The organism is Cupriavidus sp. 05T41, from assembly GCF_056396525.1.
This window is the reverse complement of the sequence record NZ_JBFTLQ010000027.1, coordinates 1-18,322: the sequence shown is the minus strand read 5'-3', so window position 1 is coordinate 18,322 and position 18,322 is coordinate 1. Positions and strand designations below refer to the sequence as shown.

Sequence of the window (18,322 nt, the reverse complement as noted above, 5' to 3'; positions counted from 1 at the left end):
CGGGTCTTCTACCGCCTCGTGCTGCTCCCACCCGAACACAGAGAACACCAAGACGCGACCCAACGCGCCACCAAGACTCCGCCGGCACTTATGCACCGATCCCAATTCATTTCCGCCGTGCCGTGGCTGCGCGCCCTGCTGGCAGCGCTGCTGCTGGCCGCCGCGCCGCTGTGGGCGGCGCCGCTGACACAGGCCGACCTCAAGCCGCTGGTCGAAGACGACTTCGACGCCAAGACCGCGGCGCTGAGCGCGCTCACCAAGGCGCCGGCAGAGCAGGCCGCTCCCATCCTCAAGGCGCTGCAGGACGATACGCTGCAATACGCTCCCGCTGTCGGCATGGTGCGCCAGGACGGCGACAAGCTGGTCGATGCCATCAGCGGCAAGCCGGTCGACGTCAAGCCCGACGCGCTGGAGTCGCTCACCCTGAACAACAGCCTGCGCGCAATGGTGGACAGCGCGGCCAGCAGCATGCTGCTGCAGTCGTCCGACGCTTTGGTGCGCGCGCAGGCCGTCAATACGCTGCTGGACCAGCCCGGCAGCGCCTCGCGCGAAGTCGTGGAAGCCGCGCGCAAGGCCGAGGCCGACGCCGGCCTGCGCACCAAGCTCGACGTGATCTGGGCCAATATCGTGCTGGCCGACGGCAACCGCAATGACCGGCTCGAAGCGATCAGGATCCTCGGCCTGGACAGCAATCCGCAAAGCCGGCAGAAGCTGCAGCCGCTGCTGGAGAAGGACGCCGCCGGCAACTACCGCGAGCCCGATGCGGAACTGCGCGGCGCCGCCCAGCAGGCGCTCGATGCGCTGCGCGGCGACCAGCGCCGCGCCGAGCTGATCGGCAACCTGTTCGCCGGCCTGAGCCTTGGCAGCGTGCTGCTGCTGGCCGCGCTGGGCCTGGCCATCACCTACGGCTTGATCGGCGTCATCAACATGGCGCACGGCGAATTCCTCATGATCGGCGCCTATGCCACCTACATGGTGCAGGGCGTGTTCCGCGCGCACTTCGCCGGCGCCTTCGACTGGTACCTGCTGGCGGCGCTGCCGGCATCGTTCCTGGCCTCGGGCATCGTCGGCTTCGTGCTCGAGCGGCTGGTGCTGCGCCATCTCTACGGGCGGCCGCTCGAAACGCTGCTGGCCACCTTCGGCGTAAGCCTGCTGCTGATGCAGGCGGTACGCACGCTGTTCGGCGCGCAGAACGTGGAAGTGGCCAATCCGTCCTGGATGAGCGGCGGCATCGAGATGCTGCCGGGCCTGGTGCTGCCCTACAACCGCATGGTCATCATCGTGTTCGCGCTGGCCGTGGTGGCGGTGGCGTGGGGCGTGCTCAACCGCACGCGGCTCGGCCTGTTCGTGCGCGCCACCACGCAGAACCGCACCATGGCGGCCTGCGTCGGCGTGCGCACGTGGAAGGTGGACAGCTACGCCTTCGCCTTCGGCGCGGGCATCGCGGGGCTGGGCGGCTGCGCGCTGTCGCAGATCGGTAATGTCGGGCCGGATCTCGGCCAGGCCTACATCATCGATTCGTTCATGGTCGTGGTACTGGGCGGCGTGGGCCAGCTGGCCGGCACCATCATCGGCGCCTTCGGCCTGGGCCTCATCAACAAATTCATCGAGCCGTTCTACGGCGCGGTGCTGGCCAAGATCTTCGTCCTGGTGCTGATCGTGCTCTTCATCCAGAAGCGCCCGCAGGGACTGTTCGCGCTCAAGGGGCGCAGCGCGGAGGCATGATGCAGACAACGACAACCAATCCATCCCCAACGGGCTTCCGCCTGGCGGTGCCCGCGCGCCAGCCGCTGTTCTCGCGGCGCGGCTGGGCCGCGCTGCTGGCGATCGCGCTGATCGTCGGCGTGGGCGTGCCGGTGTGCGCGCTGCTGCTGCCCGAAGGCCATCCGCTGCACCTGTCGGCGTACGCGTTGACGCTGGTCGGCAAGATCATGTGCTTCGCGCTGGCCGCCATCGCGCTGGACCTGGTGTGGGGCTATTGCGGCATCCTGAGCCTCGGCCACGGCCTGTTCTTCGCGCTCGGCGGCTATGCCATGGGCATGTACCTGATGCGCTCCATCGGGCGCGAAGGCGTGTACAAGAGCGACCTGCCGGACTTCATGGTGTTCCTCGACTGGAAGGAGCTGCCGTGGTTCTGGCACGGCACCGAGCACCTCGGCTATTCGATGCTGCTGGTGGTGCTGGTGCCGGGCGTGCTGGCGTGGCTGTTCGGCTTCTTCGCCTTCCGTTCGCGCATCAAGGGCGTGTACCTGTCGATCATCACGCAGGCGATGACATACGCCGCCATGCTGCTGTTCTTCCGCAACGAGACCGGCTTCGGCGGCAACAACGGCTTCACCGACTTCAAGCGCATCGCCGGCTTCGCCGTGGCCGCGCCGCACACGCGCACCGCGCTGTTCGTGCTCACCTTCGCGGCCTTGCTGGCGGGCTTCGTGGCCTGCCGCTACATCGTCACGTCCAAGCTCGGCCGCGTGGTGACGGCGGTGCGCGATGCCGAGATGCGCGTGATGTTCTCCGGCTACAACCCGCTTGGCTACAAGCTGTTCGTGTGGACCTTCTCTGCCGTGCTGTGCGGCATTGCCGGCGCGCTGTACGTGCCGCAGGTGGGCATCATCAACCCCGGCGAGATGTCGCCGGCCAATTCGATCGAGATGGCGGTGTGGGTGGCGGTGGGCGGACGCGGCACGCTGATCGGCCCGATCATCGGTGCCTTCCTGGTCAACGGCGCCAAGACCATGTTCACGGCGTACTTCGCCGAATACTGGCTGTTCCTGCTGGGCGCCATGTTCGTGCTGGTCACACTGTACCTGCCCGATGGCGTGGTCGGCCTGGTCAAGCGGCTGCGCGGCATGCGCGCGCCTTCGGCGCCGCAGGCACCGGTGGCCACGCCGGCGGCAGCCACGCGCAGCGGAGGTGAAGCATGAACGCGGCACTGGGAGCACAGCAAGCGGAAAGCGGCGACGCCACCGGCCTCGGCCACGTGCTGGAGCCGGGCGTCATCGACGTCTCGCACGGACCCATCCTCTACCTCGAAGACGTCACCGTGCAGTTCGACGGCTTTCGTGCGCTCAACCAGCTCACGCTGTCGATCGACCACGGCGAGCTGCGCTGCGTGATCGGGCCCAACGGTGCGGGCAAGACCACCATGATGGACGTGATCACCGGCAAGACCGGGCCGCGCAACGCCAATGTGAGCGGCCGCGTGTTCCTGGGCCAGAGCATCGACCTGATGCGCATGACCGAGCCCAGGATCGCGCAGACCGGCATCGGCCGCAAGTTCCAGAAGCCCACCGTGTTCGAGCAGCATGAAGTGTGGGAGAACCTGGAACTGGCGATGAAGGCCGACAAGCGCTGGTGGTCGTCGCTGCGCGCGCGCCTTGGCCCGGAAGGGCATCGCCGCATCGAAGAGACGCTGGCGGTGACCGGGCTGGAGGCCGAGGCCTACCGGCCGGCGGGGCTGCTCTCGCACGGGCAGAAGCAGCGCCTGGAGATCGGCATGCTGCTGATGCAGCAGCCGCAGTTGCTGCTGCTCGACGAACCGGTGGCCGGCATGACGGACGAGGAAACCATGCAGCTCGCCAAGCTGCTCAACAGCCTGCGCGGCACCTGCTCGATGATGGTGGTGGAGCATGACATGGAGTTCGTCGCCGCGCTGGCGGGCGACAAGGGCACCGTGACCGTGCTGGCCGAGGGCAGCGTGCTGGCCGAAGGCACGCTCGACGCCGTCAAGCGCGAAGAGCGCGTGATCGAATCCTATCTCGGGCGGTAGTGCCCGCGCCGTCCAACCCGGCCGCGTGCGACGCGGCCGGACAGAAAAGACAAGGAACAAGACCATGTTGCAGGTCAACGCACTGAACCAGTTCTACGGCGGCAGCCATATCCTGCGCAATGTCAGCTTCGACGTGCCGCAAGGCAAGCTGACCACGCTGCTGGGCCGCAACGGCGTGGGCAAGAGCACCTTGCTGAAGTGCCTGATGGGCGTGGTGCCGACCAAGAGCGGCAGCATCAGCTGGGCGGGCAAGGCGCTGGAAAAGAAGCCGCCTTACGAACGCGTGGCTTCCGGTCTGGCCTACGTGCCGCAGGGGCGCGAGATCTTCCCGCGCCTCACCGTGGAGGAAAACCTGCTGATCGGCGCCGCCAGCCTGAAGCGCCCGAGCGGCGTGCCCGACCGCATCTACCAGTTGTTCCCGGTCCTGCGCAGCATGCGCCAGCGCCGCGGCGGCGACCTCTCCGGCGGCCAGCAGCAGCAACTGGCCATCGGCCGCGCGCTGATGAGCGAGCCGGAACTGCTGATCCTGGACGAGCCCACCGAAGGCATCCAGCCATCGATCATCCAGGACATCGGCCGCGCGCTGCGGCTGCTGGTGGACGAGTTCGGCATGACGGTGCTGCTGGTGGAGCAGTACTACGAGTTCGCCCGCCACCTGGCCGACAACTATGTGGTGATGAGCCGCGGCGAAGTGGTGGCCAGGGGCGACGGCGCGCGCATGGAAGACGACGGCGTGCGGGAGCTGATCGCGGTGTGAGGGACGCGCGGGCGGGCCGCATGGCGTTGCCTCGCGATACCACTTCCAGCCGGCCCGGCCGCGCGCTATGATGCCCGCATCACGCGCGCCGCGTGTGCCCCGGCGGCGCCCGCCTTCCAAGCAAGCATGCGTCATCCTGACTTTCCTTCTACCCTGGCCATGCCGCCCGCATGGGAGGCCAGCCTGCGCCTGGGCTTCGCCGCGCGCGGCGAGCGCACAGCGCTGGTCGAGCGCCGCCATCGCGGCCCCTTGCTGGTGCAGAAGCCGCTCTATCCCGAAGGCGGTATCTGCCACGCGGTGATTCTGCATCCGCCTGCCGGCATTGCCGGCGGCGACACCCTGCAGATCGACCTGGTGGCGGGGGCCGGCGCGCATGCCGTGCTCGCCACGCCCGGTGCGACCAAGTGGTACAAATCGCTCGGCCGCGAGGCGGCGCAGCGCGTCACGCTGACGCTGGAGGCCGGCGCCCGGCTCGACTGGCTGCCGCAGGAGAACATCGTGTTCGACGACGCGCACGCGCGCCTTGCCACCACCGTGACGGTGGCGCCCGGGGCCAGCGCGATCGGCTGGGATGCCATCGTGCTGGGGCGCCAGGCCAGCGGCGAGACGTGGTCGCGCGGCACGCTCCACATGGAGACGCGCATCGCCCTCGCGGGCAGCCCGCGCGCCCTGTGGATCGAGCGCGCGCAGCTCGATGCCGGCTCCTCGCTGCGTCACGCGCCGGCGGGGCTGGACGGGCTCAATGTCATGGGCACGCTGTGGGCGGTGGGCGAGGGTGCCACGCAGGCGCTCGCCGAAACGCTGGCCGAAGCGCTGCCGTACCGGCCCGATCTGCGAGCGGGCGTGACCCGCCTGGAACAGGACGGGCAGGCGATGCTGCTGCTGCGCGTGCTGGGCGCGCGCATGGAGGCGGTGAGGGGCGTGATGGTGCAGGCGTGGACCGCGTTGCGCGAGCCCATCCATGGCGTGCCGGCCAAGCCGCTGCGCCTGTGGGCGACATGAGCGGTGTGGGCGACATGGGCGACATGGGCGACATCGGCGACATGAGCGTCGCGATGGCAACGCCGGCACGGCACGAATAACAACGGAACAACGGGAATACCAGGATGGAACTGACTCCGCGGGAAAAGGACAAGCTGCTGATCTTCACCGCCGCGCTGCTGGCCGAGCGCCGCCGCGCGCGCGGGCTCAAGCTCAACTATCCGGAAGCGGTGGCGCTGATCACCGCCGCCATCATGGAAGGCGCGCGCGACGGCCGCACCGTGGCCGAGCTGATGCACGAAGGCACCACCGTGCTCACGCGCGAGGATGTGATGGACGGCATCGCGGAACTGATCCCTGAGATCCAGGTGGAAGCCACCTTCCCGGACGGCACCAAGCTGGTCACCGTGCATCACCCGATCGTCTGAAGCGGGCAGGCCGCGGCGCGGCGTCCGCCAGCACGGCACAAGCTGTCAAACAAGAACACGAGGTCTCAAGACATGAACCGTTCCAACCGCGCGCGCGCCGTCGTCGGCGCTTGCCTGGCGCTGGCGAGCGCTGCCGCCATCGCCCACCCGGGCCACGATGCCGCCACCGTCGGCGCCAGCCTGTGGGCGGGCCTGATGCATCCGTTCACCGGCATGGACCATCTGCTGGCCATGGCCGGCGTGGGCGTGTGGAGCGCGCTCGGCGCGCGTTCGCCGCGCGAGGCGCTGCGCATGCCGTTCGTCTTTGTCGCGCTGATGCTGGCCGGCGCCGCGCTCGGGCTGGCCGGGTCCGGGCTGCCGCTGGTCGAGCCGATGATCGCCGCTTCGCTGCTGGTGATCGGCCTGCTGGTGGCGCTGCGCGCCAGGCTGCCAGCGTGGGCCGGCATGGCCATCGTCGGCGGTTTCGCCATCTTCCACGGCTATGCGCACGGCGCCGAACTGCCCACCGCGGCGGGTGCGCTGCCGGCCGCGGCCGCCTACGTGGGCGGCTTTACCGTCGCCACCATGGCGCTGCACCTGTGCGGCATCGGCCTGGGCAACGCGCTGCGCCGCCACGCGGGCTGGCTGGTGCGCGTGGCCGGCGCGGGCGTGGCGCTGTATGGCGTCGGCCTGATGGTGGCCTGAGGGTGGCATGAGGGTGGCCTGGGCCGCCTTCGGACCCGCTTACGGATAGCGTTGGAAACGTCGACAAGGAACCCGACATGATTCCCGGTGAACTGATGCCCGCAGAGGGCGAGATCGAACTCAACGCTGGCCGCCAGACGGTCAGCGTGACGGTGGCCAACACCGGCGACCGCCCGGTGCAGGTCGGCTCGCATTTCCATTTCTATGAAACCAATGCCGCGCTGGACTTCGACCGCGAAGCCGCGCGCGGCTTCCGCCTGAACATCGCCGCCGGCACCGCGGTGCGCTTCGAGCCGGGCCAGAGCCGCACGGTGGAACTGGTGGCGCTGGACGGCGCGCGCATCGTCTACGGCTTCAACGGCAAGATCATGGGAGCGCTGTGATGAGCGTGAAAATCTCCAGGCAGGCCTATGCCGAGATGTTCGGCCCCACCACCGGCGACCGCCTGCGGCTGGCGGACACCGGGCTGGTGATCGAAGTCGAGAAGGACTTCACCATCTACGGCGAGGAAGTGAAGTTCGGCGGCGGCAAGGTGATCCGCGACGGCATGGGCCAGAGCCAGCGCATGGCCAGGGACTGCGTCGACACCGTCATCACCAACGCGCTGATCGTCGACCACTGGGGCATCGTCAAGGCCGACATCGGCCTCAAGGACGGGCGCATCGCGTCCATCGGCAAGGCCGGCAACCCGGACATCCAGCCCGGCGTGACCATCGTGGTCGGGCCCGGCACCGAGGTGATCGCGGGCGAGGGCATGATCGTCACCGCCGGCGGCATCGACAGCCACATCCATTTCATCTGCCCGCAGCAGATCGAAGAAGCGCTGATGAGCGGCGTCACCACCATGATCGGCGGCGGCACCGGGCCGGCCACCGGCACCTTCGCCACCACGGTGACGCCGGGGCCGTGGTTCATGGAGCGCATGCTGCAGGCGGTGGAAGCCTACCCGATGAATATCGGCCTGCTCGGCAAAGGCAACGCCAGCCAGCCGGGGCCGCTTGTCGAGCAGGTCGAGGCCGGCGCGATCGGGCTCAAGCTGCATGAGGACTGGGGCACCACGCCCGCGGCCATCGACACCTGCCTGAGCGTGGCCGATGCCACCGACACGCAGGTGGCGATCCACACCGACACGCTCAACGAGGCCGGCTTCGTCGAGGCCACCGTGGCCGCGTTCAAGGGCCGCACCATCCATACGTACCACACCGAAGGCGCGGGCGGCGGCCATGCGCCCGACATCATCAAGGTGTGCGGCGAGGCCAACGTGCTGCCTTCGTCGACCAACCCGACGCGGCCGTACACGATCAACACGCTCGACGAACACCTCGACATGCTGATGGTGTGCCACCACCTGGACCCGTCCATCGCCGAGGACATCGCCTTCGCCGAAAGCCGCATCCGCCGCGAGACCATTGCCGCCGAGGACATCCTGCACGATCTCGGCGCGTTCTCGATGATCTCCAGCGACTCGCAGGCCATGGGCCGCGTGGGCGAGGTCATCATCCGCACCTGGCAGACCGCGCACAAGATGGCCGCGCAGCGCGGCAAGCTGCCCGGCGACCCCGATGACGCGCGCGGCGGGCACGACAACTTCCGCGTCAAGCGCTATATCGCCAAGTACACCATCAACCCCGCGCTCACCCACGGCATCGCGCGCGAAGTGGGCTCGGTCGAGGTCGGCAAGTGGGCCGACCTGGTGCTGTGGAAGCCGGCCTTTTTCGGCGTCAAGCCGAGCCTGATCCTCAAGGGCGGGATGATTGCCGCGGCCGCCATGGGCGACCCCAACGCGTCGATCCCCACGCCGCAGCCGGTGCACTACCGCCCGATGTTCGCGGCAGCCGGCCGCGCCTTGCACAAGTCGTCGCTGACCTTCGTCTCGCAGGCCGCGCTGGCGGCCGACGTGGGCGGGCGCTACGGGCTGTCGAAGACGCTTTGCGCGGTGCGCGGCACGCGTACCGTGAGCAAGCGCGACATGGTGCACAATGACTGGCAGCCGCACGTCACGGTCGATCCCGAGACCTACCAGGTCGTCGCCGACGGCCAGTTGCTGATGTGCGAGCCGGCCACCGTGCTGCCGATGGCGCAGCGCTATTTCCTGTTCTGAGTTCCCGTCCCGAGCCCGCCTTGCAAAAGATCGACAAACACCTCAGCGCACCGCACGGCATCGCCGCCGTGCTGGTGCGCCGCGCGCCCAAGCTGGTGCTGCCCTTCGCCGAGCGCAGCAAGAGCCGCCTGCGCGCCACGCTGGACAACGGCGAGGAAGTGGCGCTGTTCCTGCCGCGCGGCACGGTGCTGCGCGGCGGCGACCTGCTGGTCACCGACGGCGGCATCTTCGTCGAAGTGCTGGCCGCGGCGGAATCGGTGCTGCAGGTAGGCGCCAGCGATCCGCGGGCGCTGATGCGTGCCGCCTATCATCTCGGCAACCGGCACACGCCGGTGGAGGTGGGGCGCGACTACCTGCGCCTGGAATACGACCCGGTGCTGGCCGACATGCTGGCGCGCCTGGGCGTGCAGGCCGCGCGCGCCGAGCTGCCGTTCGAGCCGGAGGCGGGCGCCTACGGCGGCGGCCACAAGCATGGACACGACGCCACGTTCGCCGAAGACTATGCGGCGGCGCAGGCGGTATTCCATGAGCATCATGGCCACGATCACGATCACGATCACGGCCGCTCCCATGCGCATGCGCACGATCACTCGCACGCACACGATCACGAGCACCATGTGCATGACGAGCATTGCGGGCACAAGCATTGAGCGGCCGGCTTCCCGCGCCTAGGGCGCGACCGGCATCACCATGACCCAGCTCTCTCAATTGATCTCCCTCCTGCACCTGGCTTCGCCGGCGCTGCCGATCGGCGGCTTCAGCTATTCGCAGGGGCTGGAGGCGGCCATCGATTGCGGCCTGGTGCATGATGCCGGCAGCGCCGAGCAGTGGGTGCGCAGCAACCTGCTCGATGTGCAGGCGCAGTGCGAGGCACCTGTCTGGCTGCTGCTGTTTCGCGCATGGCGCGCGCGCGACGCCGCCGGCGTGGCGCACTGGAACGACTGGTTCCACGCCACGCGCGAGAGCGCGGAGCTGCGGCTGGAGACGGAGCAGATGGGCTGGTCGCTGGCGCGGCTGGTGGCGCAGATGGAGTGGGGCGACGCCGGATTGCGGGCGCAGCTCGCCGCGCTGGCGCCGGCATGCCTGCCCACCGCGTTTGCCGCGGCGTGCGCGGCGCTTGACGTGGACGAGCGCGACGGGCTGGCGGCCTATTGCTTCAGCTGGGCCGAGAACCAGGTGGCCGCCGCGCTCAAGGCCGTGCCGCTGGGCCAGGTGGCCGGCCAGCATATCCTGCGCCGCCTGCATGCCTCGGTGATGGAGACGGTCGGCGAGGCGGTGCGCCGCGCCGATGCTGATCCGCCGTTGCTATCGACGTTTTCCCCGATGCTGGGCCTGCTGTCGGCCCGGCACGAGACCCAGTATTCCCGGCTGTTCCGTTCCTGAGCGCCGCGCGCCGGCGTGCTCGCGCGGCGGCCGCCCAACCTTCACCGATACAAGATCCCCGTCATGACCCAGGCCCGTACCAAGAAGAATCCCCCGCTGCGCGTCGGCGTGGGCGGCCCCGTCGGCTCCGGCAAGACCACGTTGCTGGAGATGCTGTGCAAGGCCATGCGCGAGCGCTATGACCTGGTGGCCATCACCAACGATATCTACACCAAGGAAGACCAGCGCCTGCTGACCATCTCGGGCGCCTTGCCGGCCGAGCGCATCATGGGCGTGGAGACCGGCGGCTGCCCGCATACCGCCATCCGCGAGGATGCCTCGATCAACCTCGAGGCGGTCGACCGCATGCTGGCGAAATTCCCCGATGCCGACATCGTCTTTATCGAATCCGGCGGCGACAACCTGGCCGCCACCTTCAGCCCCGAACTGTCGGACCTGACCATCTACGTGATCGACGTGGCCGGCGGCGAGAAGATCCCGCGCAAGGGCGGCCCCGGCATCACCAAGTCGGATCTGCTGGTGATCAACAAGACCGACCTGGCACCCTACGTGGGCGCCAACCTCGACGTGATGGAAAGCGATGCGCGCAAGATGCGAGGCACGCGTCCGTTCGTGATGGGCAGCGTGAAATCCGGGCAGGGGCTGGACGAAGTGATCGCGTTCATCGAGCGCCAGGGCATGCTCGGCGTGTAGCCTCGCTCAGCCGCGCCGCGCCCGCACGCACAGGAAGCAAGGCGCGCGCGACAGCCACGCGTGCAGCCGGGGATTGACCTCGCGCATGGCATCGAGTGGCCGTGGCTCGAGCAGGGTGTCGAAGATCCAGCCGGTTTGCGTCAGCGGGTTGAGGAAGCCGGACAGCGGGCGGCGGTAGCTGTCGATCACCGGATCGGGCTCGCCGAAGCCCTTCCATGGCAGGGCGAACGCTTCGGTCTCGAAGTAGTTGCCGTCGCCCCACAGCCGCCACGCATCGATCGGGTGGCCGGCGGAGAACACCAGCAGCGCGCCGGGGCGTGCCACGCGGTGGAACTCAGCGAACACCGGCCCCCAGTCTTCGATGTAGTCGAGCACCAGCGGGCACACTACGACGTCGAAGCTGGCATCGGCCAGCCAGTGCAGCGGCTGCTCGAGGTTGCCTGCGCGCACGTCCACATCGAGGCCGGCGGTACGCTGGCGCGCCAGCACGACCATCTCCGGGGTCACGTCGAAGGCATGCACGCTGGCGCCGCGTCCGGCCAGGATCTCGCTGAAGAGGCCGGGGCCGCAGCCGGCATCCAGCACGCGCAGGCCGCGCATGTCGTCGGGCAGCAGCGAGAGCGTGGCGGGGCGCTCGTAGAGCGCGTTGTGGGGCTTGGTCGGGACGGCGGCCGCGTAGCGCGCGGCGAACTGCTCGTAGTTCCGCTGGCCCAGCGATTTCGCGCTGGCAGGCTTGCTGGCATCTGGCATCGGGATGACGTTCTCCGCGGGGATGGCAACGGTGCAAGAGGGAAAACCCAGCGCATTCTACGCGGGCGGCGACGTTGTCGCATTTGCACCGCTGACGCCTTGTGGCATACTGGCCCGTCCATGACGTCCGCCTCCTTCGCCCTTTCTTCGCTGTGCCGCGACACCGATGCCGGTGGCGCCGCTGCACGCGCGGGCGCAGGGCTGCCGCGCGCAGCGGCCATGTCTTCGGCGTTCCACGTCTTTTCTTCCTTCGCTTTCTCCATCATTCGAATTATCCGGGGTCGCTGAGCTGCGGCTTTGGCTGGTGCTCGGTGGCCCGTGGTTCGTCCGACCGCGCACGCCAACCGGCCTGCGCGCGATTTCACGATGCGATGGAGAACCCCCGATGTCCGATCTTCCCGAGCTGCGCGCGCACGCCAGCTATCCCGTCCTTGCCGAAATCCAGGATGCCGCGCGCTACCTGCGCGGCAAGGTGCTCGAAACCCCTGTGTGGCGCTGGCAGACCGGCGCCATGGGCCAGTTCGGTCCGGCCACCGAGGTGTGGCTCAAGATGGAGCTGTTCCAGCAGACCGGCACCTTCAAGCTGCGCGGCGCGCTCAACGGCATGGGGCGCCTCGATGCCGCGGCGCGCAGACGCGGCGTGGTGGCGGCCAGTGCCGGCAACCATGCCATGGCAGTGGCCTATGCCGCCATGGTGGAGGGCGTGGGGGCCAGGCTGGTGATGCCAGCGAGCGCCAGCCCGGCGCGCGTGGCGGCCTGCAGGGAGTGGGGTGCGGAAGTGGTGCTGCGCCCGGACGTGCATGCGGCCTTCGATCACGCGCAGCAACTGGCGGTGCAGGAGGGCCGCACCATGATCCACCCGTTCGACGGCCCGCTGGTGGCGCAGGGCACGGGCACCGTGGGGCTGGAACTGATGCGCCAGGTGCCGGGGCTCGATGCGGTGGTGGTGCCGGTGGGCGGCGGCGGCCTGTGCGCGGGCATCGCCGCCGCGGTCAAGCAGATCAATCCGGCCTGCCGGGTCTATGGCGTCGAGCCCGAAGGTGCCGATGCCATGACGCGCAGCTTCGAGTCAGGGCGGCCGCAGGTGCTGGCACGCGTGAATACCGTCGCCGACAGTCTCGGGGCGCCCTACGCGCTGGACTACAGCTTCGGTGTGTGCAGCCGTTTCGTCGACGGCATGGTGCGGGTGTCGGACGAGGCCATCCGGGCCGCCATGCGCATCCTCTACCGCGACATGAAGCTGGCGACCGAGCCGGCTACCGCGGTTTCCACCGCAGCCTTGCTGGGACCGCTGCGCGAGAGGCTGGAGGGCAAGAAGGTGGCGCTGGTGTTGTGCGGGGCCAACCTCGATGCGGCGCGCTTCGCCGAACTGCTGGCGGCCTAGGGCCCGGCGGCGATGACGCCGCCCGGATCACATCTGCTGTGCCGCCCTCGCCGCGATCACGCGCGCCACTGAAGCGATGGCGTCCTGCTCGGTATCGTTCATCAGGGCCATGTGCCGTACCGTCACGCGCTGGGCAGGGGTGATATTGAACTCCGCGCAGCGCTGCTCGAGCACCAGCGTGCTGCCTTCACCCTTGCCGCCGGCGAAGTTCAGCATCTCCGCGGGATGCACGCCCAGCGTCCCGGACAACGCGCAGATATTCACCAGGGACACATTGCGCACGCCCCGCTCGATGCCGCTGAGGTAGGAGCGGGCCATGCCGCTTTCGAGGGCGAGTTTTTCCTGCGACCAGCCGCGCTGCCTGCGCAGTTCCGCCAGGTGCAGCCCGAAGAGCTTGAGAGGATCACCGATCATGGCCTGACTCGTGAAAGAGAACGAAGCGAGGCTAAGGGTTTGACCTCTTTGGATCGACGCCTTATAGTATGACGCACCATGAGTATCAGGCTTGAACGCCGGCAAAAATATCGGATACTGCCGGCTAATTTCTTTCAAATACACCCAATTGTAATGGGAGTGTAATCGGCCGGAGGCCGGCTGGCACTTGGGGAGTTTGCCCGCGGCGCGTAAGCCTCGGGTGTCGGCGCTGGCTGTCGGGGCCAGGTCGCCGATGATGACAGCCGAAGCATGTCTGGTTGATACGAAAAACTGGCCGGCATACAGGAGAGCCGGCGGGCCAGGCAGCGGCACGTCAGGAAGCGACAACCCCCGGGAAACGCGGACGGCATTTTTCCATTACGCGGAAAAGGGGGTGTCATGCGTATTTTTTCCTTGTTCGACGCGCAGATGCGGGGCGAGATCCTGGCCGGCGGGGGTGCTTCGGCGTTGCGTGTCGGCCTGCAGGTGAGGGTGGTGCCGGAGGCCGCCGGGCTCGGCAGCAGCGGCGATTACGTGTTCCTGCCGCAGGGTGCCGCGCAGCCCGGGATCGTCACGGCGCGGGCCGAGTGGTGGGCCTGCCTGTGCGGTACGGTGAAGGTGACCCCGGCGGGCGGCGCGCCGGTGCTGCTGTCGGCGGGCGGCGTGTATGCGATCCGCCAGGGCGAGCGCCTGCAGCTCGCGGTGCTGCAAGACAGCGTGCTGATCCGCACGGTGCTGGACCCGCAAGCCGTGGGCCTGGTGGGGGCCGGGCTGACGAGCAGTTTCGATGCGTTTGCCGCGGGGCAGTCGGAGCGCTGGCGTCCGGGGCAGGGCGCCAGGGCAGCCGATGCCTGCATGCCGCCGCGACTGAATGCAGCCTTCGTGGCGATTGCCGAAGGCGAGCCGGAATGGGCGGAGCGGCTGCGCGCGGGCGGCCTGAACTGGGCGGCATGCCACGAGGGCACGCTATGCCTGCAGTGGTATTCGCCCTGGCCGCACGCCGAGCGCCAGGTGGCTTACCTGCAGCCCGGCATGGTGTTCGCTCCGGATCCGGAAGAGGGCTATCGCATCGATGCCCTTCAGCCCGTGGCCAGCCTGCTGTGCTGCCTGCAGGGCCCGATGGGCGAGCCCGTGCGCGCAGGCAGCACGGCGGCGCAGGCGGTGTCGCTGCACTGAGTGCCGATGGCCGGGCCCGGTGACGCCGGGCCGGTGGCTTCGGCGGCTCAGCGGCGCTGGTATTGCGTCGCGCCGAACAGGATTTCCTTTTCCTTCTCGTCGCGGATGGGCTTGCGCGCACTGGCCAGCACCTCGACGCCGCGCTTGACGGCGGGGCGCTCGGCAATCTCGTTGAACCAGCGCTTGAGGTGCGGATAGTCGTCGAGTTCCACGCCCTGGTTCTGCCAGCTGCGCAGCCAGGGGAAGGTGGCGATGTCTGCCACCGAATACGTCTCGCCGGCCAGCCACGGATGTGCCGACAGTTGCTTGTCGATCACGCCGTACAGGCGGCGCGCTTCGTTGGTGTAGCGGTTGATGGCGTACTCCAGCTTCTCGGGCGCGTACATGCGGAAATGGTGCGCCTGGCCCAGCATCGGGCCCACGCCGCCCATCTGGAACATCAGCCATTGCAGCGCATCGTATTTCCCGCGCACGTCTTCGGGCAGGAACCTGCCGGTTTTTCCGGCCAGGTAGAGCAGGATCGCGCCGGACTCGAACAGCGAGATGGGCTGGCCGTCCGGGCCGTCGGGATCGACGATGGCAGGGATCTTGTTGTTCGGGCTGATCTCGAGGAAGTCGGGCGTGAACTGGTCGCCGGCACCGATGTTGACGGGGTGCACCTTGTACTCGAGGCCGCACTCCTCGAGCATGATATGGATCTTGTGGCCGTTGGGCGTGGCCCAGGAATAGACGTCGATCATCGGGGAAGTTCTCCTGGCTGCGATCGCTGCGATTGCTGCGATCGCGCGGACGTTGGGCTGCCACATCAAGCACTGAGGTGGCGAACCGGGCGATTTAAGCACAGAAGAAAAAAACGCGCAGACGGGCTGCGCGTTTCCATATTGCCGGCAGGGGTGGCCCTGCCGTGGCGGATGCGGGGCTCAGAAGCCGCGCGTCACCGGCATGTCGATCTCGTTCGGGTTGATGCTCATGTGCTTGGCCAGTTCCAGCTTGGCGATGGCGTTGCGGTGCACCTCGTCCGGACCGTCGGCCAGGCGCAGCGTGCGCTGGTGCGCCCACCACGAAGCCAGCGGGAAATCGTCGGAGACACCGGCGGCGCCGTGCACCTGGATGGCCCAGTCGATTACCTTGAGCGCCATATTGGGTGCGACCACCTTGATCATGGCGATCTCGGCCTTGGCCACCTTGTTGCCGGCGGTGTCCATCATGTAGGCGGCCTTGAGCGTCAGCAGGCGCGCCATCTCGATTTCGCAGCGGGCTTCGGCGATGCGCTCGCGCGTCACGCCCTGCGCAGCCACCGGCTTGCCGAAGGCAACGCGGGCCAGGCTGCGCTTGCACAGCAGTTCGAGCGCGCGCTCGGCCACGCCGATGCTGCGCATGCAGTGGTGGATGCGGCCCGGGCCGAGGCGGCCCTGGGCGATCTCGAAGCCGCGGCCTTCGCCCAGCAGGATGTTGGCGGCCGGCACGCGCACGTTCTTCAGTTCGATTTCCATGTGGCCGTGCGGCGCGTCGTCGTAGCCGAACACGGGCAGGAAGCGCTTGATGGTGATGCCCGGGGTATCGGCCGGCACCACGATCATCGATTGCTGCTCATGGCGGCCGGCATCCGGATTGGTCTTGCCCATGACGATGTAGACCTGGCAGCGGGGATCGCCCGCGCCCGACGACCACCACTTGGTGCCGTTGATCACGTATTCGTCGCCGTCGCGATCGATGCTGCAGCAGATATTGGTGGCGTCCGACGAAGCCACGTCCGGCTCGGTCATCAGGAAGGCCGAGCGGATCTCGCCGCGCAGCAGCGGCTCCAGCCAGCGGTCCTTGAGTTCCTCGGAGGCGTAGCGCTCCAGGGTTTCCATGTTGCCGGTGTCGGGCGCGGCGCAGTTGAATACCTCGGCCGACCAGGGCACCCGGCCCATGATCTCGCACAGCGGCGCGTATTCGAGGTTGGACAGGCCTTCCGGCGCGCGCTTCGAGTGGGGCAGGAACAGGTTCCACAGGCCGGCTTCGCGGGCCAGCGGCTTGAGCTCCTCGATCACCTTGGTCGGGACCCAGGCGTTGCCGGCCTGGCGGTTGGCCTGGATCTCCGCGTAGAAGCGCTTCTCGTTCGGATAGATGTGCTTGTCGAAGAAGGCCAGCAGGCGGGCCTGCATTTCCTTGACCTTGGGCGTGTACTCGAATTGCATGTTGTCTCCTCCACCTCTGAATGAGTGCCGGGAGCCGTTCCCGGTCCTGGCGGACGCGGTCCGCGCCGACTGGAGAGGACTGTACCGCAATCCATATAATTAGAAAAATGAATTTTCTGGATTTGCCAGTATCAATATGATGCATTCCATGCCAGAATCACCGCCATGCAGCTCTCCCGGATCGACCTCAATCTCTTCGTGGTGTTCGACGCCATCTACAGCGAAGGCAGCATCACCGCGGCTGCGCGCCAGCTCAACCTGACGCAGCCCGCCGTGAGCCATGCGCTGGGCCGCCTGCGCACCTTGTTCGACGACCCGCTGTTCGAGCGGCGCGGCCAGGGCATGGCGCCCACGCCACTGGCGCGCTCGCTGGCGGCCGAGGTCCGCGCCGCCCTGCAGTCGTTCGCGCGCACGCTGCAGGATACGCCGCACTTCGATCCGGCCGCCACCGTGCGCCGCTTCACCATCGGCATGCGCGACGCGCTGGAATCCACGCTGCTGCCGCCGCTGATGACGCGGGTGACCGCGATGGCGCCGCAGGTGGAAATCGCCGCGATTCGCTTCGACCGGCGCGAGATGGAGTCCGAACTGCTGGCTGGCACGCTCGACGCCGCCATCGATATCCTGCTGCCGGTTTCACCTGCCATCCACCATGCCCCGTTCATGGCGGACCCGATGGTGGTGCTGGCCCGCCGCGACCATCCGCTGGTGAAGAAGGAGCTGACGCTGGAGCGCTACCTGGCTGCCGAGCACGTGCATGTGTCTTCGCGCCGGCGCGGCGCGGGACTGGAGGACCAGGCCCTGCACCGCATGGGCTTGACGCGCCGGGTGCGGCTGCGTTGCCAGCACTATGCCGGGGCCTGCCGGGTGGTGAGCTGCACCGACCTGCTGGCCACGCTGCCGCTGCGCTATGCGCGCATCGCCAACGAACCCTACGCCAACCGGCTGCTGTCGCTGCCGTTCAAGGTGCCTTCGCTGGAGCTGCATCTGTACTGGCACGGCGGCGGCGAGAACGACGGTGCCAACCGCTGGCTGCGCGAGCAGTTGCTGGCGGTGATCACTTCGCTGGGCGGCGGACTGGCTGAGGGCGCGCAGGGCTGACTCCCCTGATTGCCTGCGCATTGCGCGGGCTTTGGCCCCTGCGCTCAGCGTGCGCTGTCGGCAATGCGTTCGATGCGCAAGGTTTCCGGCGGCAGTGTGCTGTCGGCCTGCACCGCATAGGGCAGCGGCGGGCGCCGCGGCGCCGGCACCGCCTGCCATAGCCGCTCGACCCAGGCCCGGATCTCGGGGCTGCCCGGCGCTGCCGCCGTGATGCGCAGCGCCAGCGGCGCGCCGCTGGCCTGGTCCGCGCCCGGCACTTCGGGCATCAGGCGTTCCACCGCCAGCTGCGGATCCTCCCGTACGTTCATCGTCAGCGCGCCTGCGAGCTGTGCGCGCGCGCGCGCCGTCTCGCCCGGCGTGGCCTGGGCAGAGCGCTGCGCGAAGCGCGGAGCCTGTATGGCGAGCGCCGGGGCGGGCGGGGAAACCGGTGCAATGGGCGCCACGGGCGCGACCGGAGCGGGCTGGGCACGCGGCGCGGCGGGTGCCGGCGGCGGCGCGACAGCCATCGGCGCAAAGGC

General features: G+C 68.5%; 19 protein-coding genes and 1 pseudogene. 15 read left to right on the top strand and 5 right to left on the bottom strand.

The genetic code is table 11. The features are described from left to right. The first annotated feature begins 90 nt into the window (after positions 1–90). The 12 genes from urtB (at position 91) to ureG (ending at position 10,796) form a co-directional block, all read left to right on the top strand. Positions 91–1,725, top strand: coding sequence for an urea ABC transporter permease subunit UrtB (gene urtB, locus AC1DKV_RS17485; protein ID WP_441612300.1), 1,635 nt, complete (start codon positions 91–93; stop codon positions 1,723–1,725). Continuing rightward, positions 1,725–2,924, top strand: coding sequence for an urea ABC transporter permease subunit UrtC (urtC, locus tag AC1DKV_RS17480; RefSeq protein ID WP_441612721.1), 1,200 nt, complete (start codon positions 1,725–1,727; stop codon positions 2,922–2,924). The genes urtB and urtC overlap by 1 nt, the downstream gene beginning before the upstream one ends. After that, positions 2,921–3,769: an urea ABC transporter ATP-binding protein UrtD gene (urtD, locus tag AC1DKV_RS17475; protein ID WP_441643160.1), complete on the top strand. Its 849-nt coding sequence runs from the start codon at positions 2,921–2,923 to the stop codon at positions 3,767–3,769. The genes urtC and urtD overlap by 4 nt, the downstream gene beginning before the upstream one ends. 64 nt (positions 3,770–3,833) lie before the next feature. Beyond that, positions 3,834–4,526, top strand: a complete 693-nt coding sequence (gene urtE / locus AC1DKV_RS17470) for an urea ABC transporter ATP-binding subunit UrtE (RefSeq protein ID WP_441612298.1) — start codon at positions 3,834–3,836, stop codon at positions 4,524–4,526. 126 nt (positions 4,527–4,652) lie between these two features. Then, entirely contained in the window at positions 4,653–5,528 is an 876-nt protein-coding gene (locus AC1DKV_RS17465; RefSeq protein WP_441612297.1) for an urease accessory protein UreD, read from the top strand. 104 nt (positions 5,529–5,632) lie between these two features. Further along, positions 5,633–5,935, top strand: a complete 303-nt coding sequence (locus tag AC1DKV_RS17460; protein ID WP_441612296.1) for an urease subunit gamma — start codon at positions 5,633–5,635, stop codon at positions 5,933–5,935. A gap of 72 nt (positions 5,936–6,007) precedes the next feature. Continuing rightward, complete coding sequence (locus AC1DKV_RS17455; protein ID WP_441612294.1) at positions 6,008–6,619, top strand: HupE/UreJ family protein; 612 nt, start codon at positions 6,008–6,010, stop codon at positions 6,617–6,619. A 77-nt stretch (positions 6,620–6,696) separates the two neighbouring features. Further along, entirely contained in the window at positions 6,697–7,002 is a 306-nt protein-coding gene (locus AC1DKV_RS17450; protein WP_441612293.1) for an urease subunit beta, read from the top strand. Then, positions 7,002–8,720: an urease subunit alpha gene (ureC, locus tag AC1DKV_RS17445; protein WP_441643159.1), complete on the top strand. Its 1,719-nt coding sequence runs from the start codon at positions 7,002–7,004 to the stop codon at positions 8,718–8,720. Before AC1DKV_RS17450 ends, ureC begins: the two co-directional genes overlap by 1 nt. Positions 8,721–8,740: 20 nt before the next feature. Next, complete coding sequence (ureE, locus tag AC1DKV_RS17440; protein WP_441612291.1) at positions 8,741–9,370, top strand: urease accessory protein UreE; 630 nt, start codon at positions 8,741–8,743, stop codon at positions 9,368–9,370. A 40-nt stretch (positions 9,371–9,410) separates the two neighbouring features. Beyond that, positions 9,411–10,103, top strand: a complete 693-nt coding sequence (locus AC1DKV_RS17435; RefSeq protein ID WP_441612290.1) for an urease accessory protein UreF — start codon at positions 9,411–9,413, stop codon at positions 10,101–10,103. Positions 10,104–10,166: 63 nt separating this feature from the next. Then, positions 10,167–10,796 carry an urease accessory protein UreG gene (gene ureG / locus AC1DKV_RS17430; protein ID WP_441612289.1) on the top strand — a complete coding sequence of 210 codons (630 nt, stop codon included), beginning with the start codon at positions 10,167–10,169 and terminating at the stop codon, positions 10,794–10,796. A 6-nt stretch (positions 10,797–10,802) separates the two neighbouring features. Here the strand turns inward: ureG and AC1DKV_RS17425 are convergent, their stop codons facing one another. Then, complete coding sequence (locus AC1DKV_RS17425; protein WP_441612288.1) at positions 10,803–11,546, bottom strand: class I SAM-dependent methyltransferase; 744 nt, start codon at positions 11,544–11,546, stop codon at positions 10,803–10,805. A 385-nt stretch (positions 11,547–11,931) separates the two neighbouring features. Between AC1DKV_RS17425 and AC1DKV_RS17420 the strand changes: the two genes are divergently transcribed. Then, the gene (locus AC1DKV_RS17420; RefSeq protein WP_441612287.1) at positions 11,932–12,930 is read left to right on the top strand and encodes a threonine/serine dehydratase; all 999 of its coding nucleotides are present in this window, start codon (positions 11,932–11,934) and stop codon (positions 12,928–12,930) included. 27 nt (positions 12,931–12,957) lie between these two features. Here AC1DKV_RS17420 and AC1DKV_RS17415 read toward each other — a convergent pair whose 3' ends face one another. Further along, complete coding sequence (locus AC1DKV_RS17415; RefSeq protein WP_441612286.1) at positions 12,958–13,344, bottom strand: helix-turn-helix domain-containing protein; 387 nt, start codon at positions 13,342–13,344, stop codon at positions 12,958–12,960. Positions 13,345–13,743: 399 nt separating this feature from the next. Between AC1DKV_RS17415 and AC1DKV_RS17410 the strand changes: the two genes are divergently transcribed. Continuing rightward, positions 13,744–14,520, top strand: a complete 777-nt coding sequence (locus AC1DKV_RS17410) for a hypothetical protein (protein WP_441612285.1) — start codon at positions 13,744–13,746, stop codon at positions 14,518–14,520. A 47-nt stretch (positions 14,521–14,567) separates the two neighbouring features. Here AC1DKV_RS17410 and AC1DKV_RS17405 read toward each other — a convergent pair whose 3' ends face one another. Then, entirely contained in the window at positions 14,568–15,260 is a 693-nt protein-coding gene (locus AC1DKV_RS17405; RefSeq protein WP_441612284.1) for a glutathione binding-like protein, read from the bottom strand. Between the two features lie 180 nt (positions 15,261–15,440). Continuing rightward, on the bottom strand, positions 15,441–16,703 hold the full coding sequence (locus tag AC1DKV_RS17400; protein WP_441612283.1) for an acyl-CoA dehydrogenase family protein: 1,263 nt from the start codon (positions 16,701–16,703) through the stop codon (positions 15,441–15,443). A 165-nt stretch (positions 16,704–16,868) separates the two neighbouring features. Between AC1DKV_RS17400 and AC1DKV_RS17395 the strand changes: the two genes are divergently transcribed. Then, complete coding sequence (locus AC1DKV_RS17395) at positions 16,869–17,804, top strand: LysR family transcriptional regulator (protein ID WP_441612282.1); 936 nt, start codon at positions 16,869–16,871, stop codon at positions 17,802–17,804. A gap of 44 nt (positions 17,805–17,848) precedes the next feature. Here AC1DKV_RS17395 and AC1DKV_RS17390 read toward each other — a convergent pair. Continuing rightward, positions 17,849–18,322, bottom strand: a pseudogene (locus AC1DKV_RS17390) (hypothetical protein); the annotation flags it as partial.

Excerpts from the sequence above, each read along its gene's own strand:
- urtB (WP_441612300.1), top strand. The coding sequence starts at position 91 with ATGCACCGATCCCAATTCATTTCCGCCGTGCCGTGGCTGCGCGCCCTG.
- urtC (WP_441612721.1), top strand. The coding sequence starts at position 1,725 with ATGCAGACAACGACAACCAATCCATCCCCAACGGGCTTCCGCCTGGCG.
- urtD (WP_441643160.1), top strand. The coding sequence starts at position 2,921 with ATGAACGCGGCACTGGGAGCACAGCAAGCGGAAAGCGGCGACGCCACC.
- urtE (WP_441612298.1), top strand. The coding sequence starts at position 3,834 with ATGTTGCAGGTCAACGCACTGAACCAGTTCTACGGCGGCAGCCATATC.
- AC1DKV_RS17465 (WP_441612297.1), top strand. The coding sequence starts at position 4,653 with ATGCGTCATCCTGACTTTCCTTCTACCCTGGCCATGCCGCCCGCATGG.
- AC1DKV_RS17460 (WP_441612296.1), top strand. The coding sequence starts at position 5,633 with ATGGAACTGACTCCGCGGGAAAAGGACAAGCTGCTGATCTTCACCGCC.
- AC1DKV_RS17455 (WP_441612294.1), top strand. The coding sequence starts at position 6,008 with ATGAACCGTTCCAACCGCGCGCGCGCCGTCGTCGGCGCTTGCCTGGCG.
- AC1DKV_RS17450 (WP_441612293.1), top strand. The coding sequence starts at position 6,697 with ATGATTCCCGGTGAACTGATGCCCGCAGAGGGCGAGATCGAACTCAAC.
- ureC (WP_441643159.1), top strand. The coding sequence starts at position 7,002 with ATGAGCGTGAAAATCTCCAGGCAGGCCTATGCCGAGATGTTCGGCCCC.
- AC1DKV_RS17435 (WP_441612290.1), top strand. The coding sequence starts at position 9,411 with ATGACCCAGCTCTCTCAATTGATCTCCCTCCTGCACCTGGCTTCGCCG.
- ureG (WP_441612289.1), top strand. The coding sequence starts at position 10,167 with ATGACCCAGGCCCGTACCAAGAAGAATCCCCCGCTGCGCGTCGGCGTG.
- AC1DKV_RS17425 (WP_441612288.1), bottom strand. The coding sequence starts at position 11,546 with ATGCCAGATGCCAGCAAGCCTGCCAGCGCGAAATCGCTGGGCCAGCGG.
- AC1DKV_RS17420 (WP_441612287.1), top strand. The coding sequence starts at position 11,932 with ATGTCCGATCTTCCCGAGCTGCGCGCGCACGCCAGCTATCCCGTCCTT.
- AC1DKV_RS17415 (WP_441612286.1), bottom strand. The coding sequence starts at position 13,344 with ATGATCGGTGATCCTCTCAAGCTCTTCGGGCTGCACCTGGCGGAACTG.
- AC1DKV_RS17410 (WP_441612285.1), top strand. The coding sequence starts at position 13,744 with ATGCGTATTTTTTCCTTGTTCGACGCGCAGATGCGGGGCGAGATCCTG.
- AC1DKV_RS17405 (WP_441612284.1), bottom strand. The coding sequence starts at position 15,260 with ATGATCGACGTCTATTCCTGGGCCACGCCCAACGGCCACAAGATCCAT.
- AC1DKV_RS17400 (WP_441612283.1), bottom strand. The coding sequence starts at position 16,703 with ATGCAATTCGAGTACACGCCCAAGGTCAAGGAAATGCAGGCCCGCCTG.
- AC1DKV_RS17395 (WP_441612282.1), top strand. The coding sequence starts at position 16,869 with ATGCAGCTCTCCCGGATCGACCTCAATCTCTTCGTGGTGTTCGACGCC.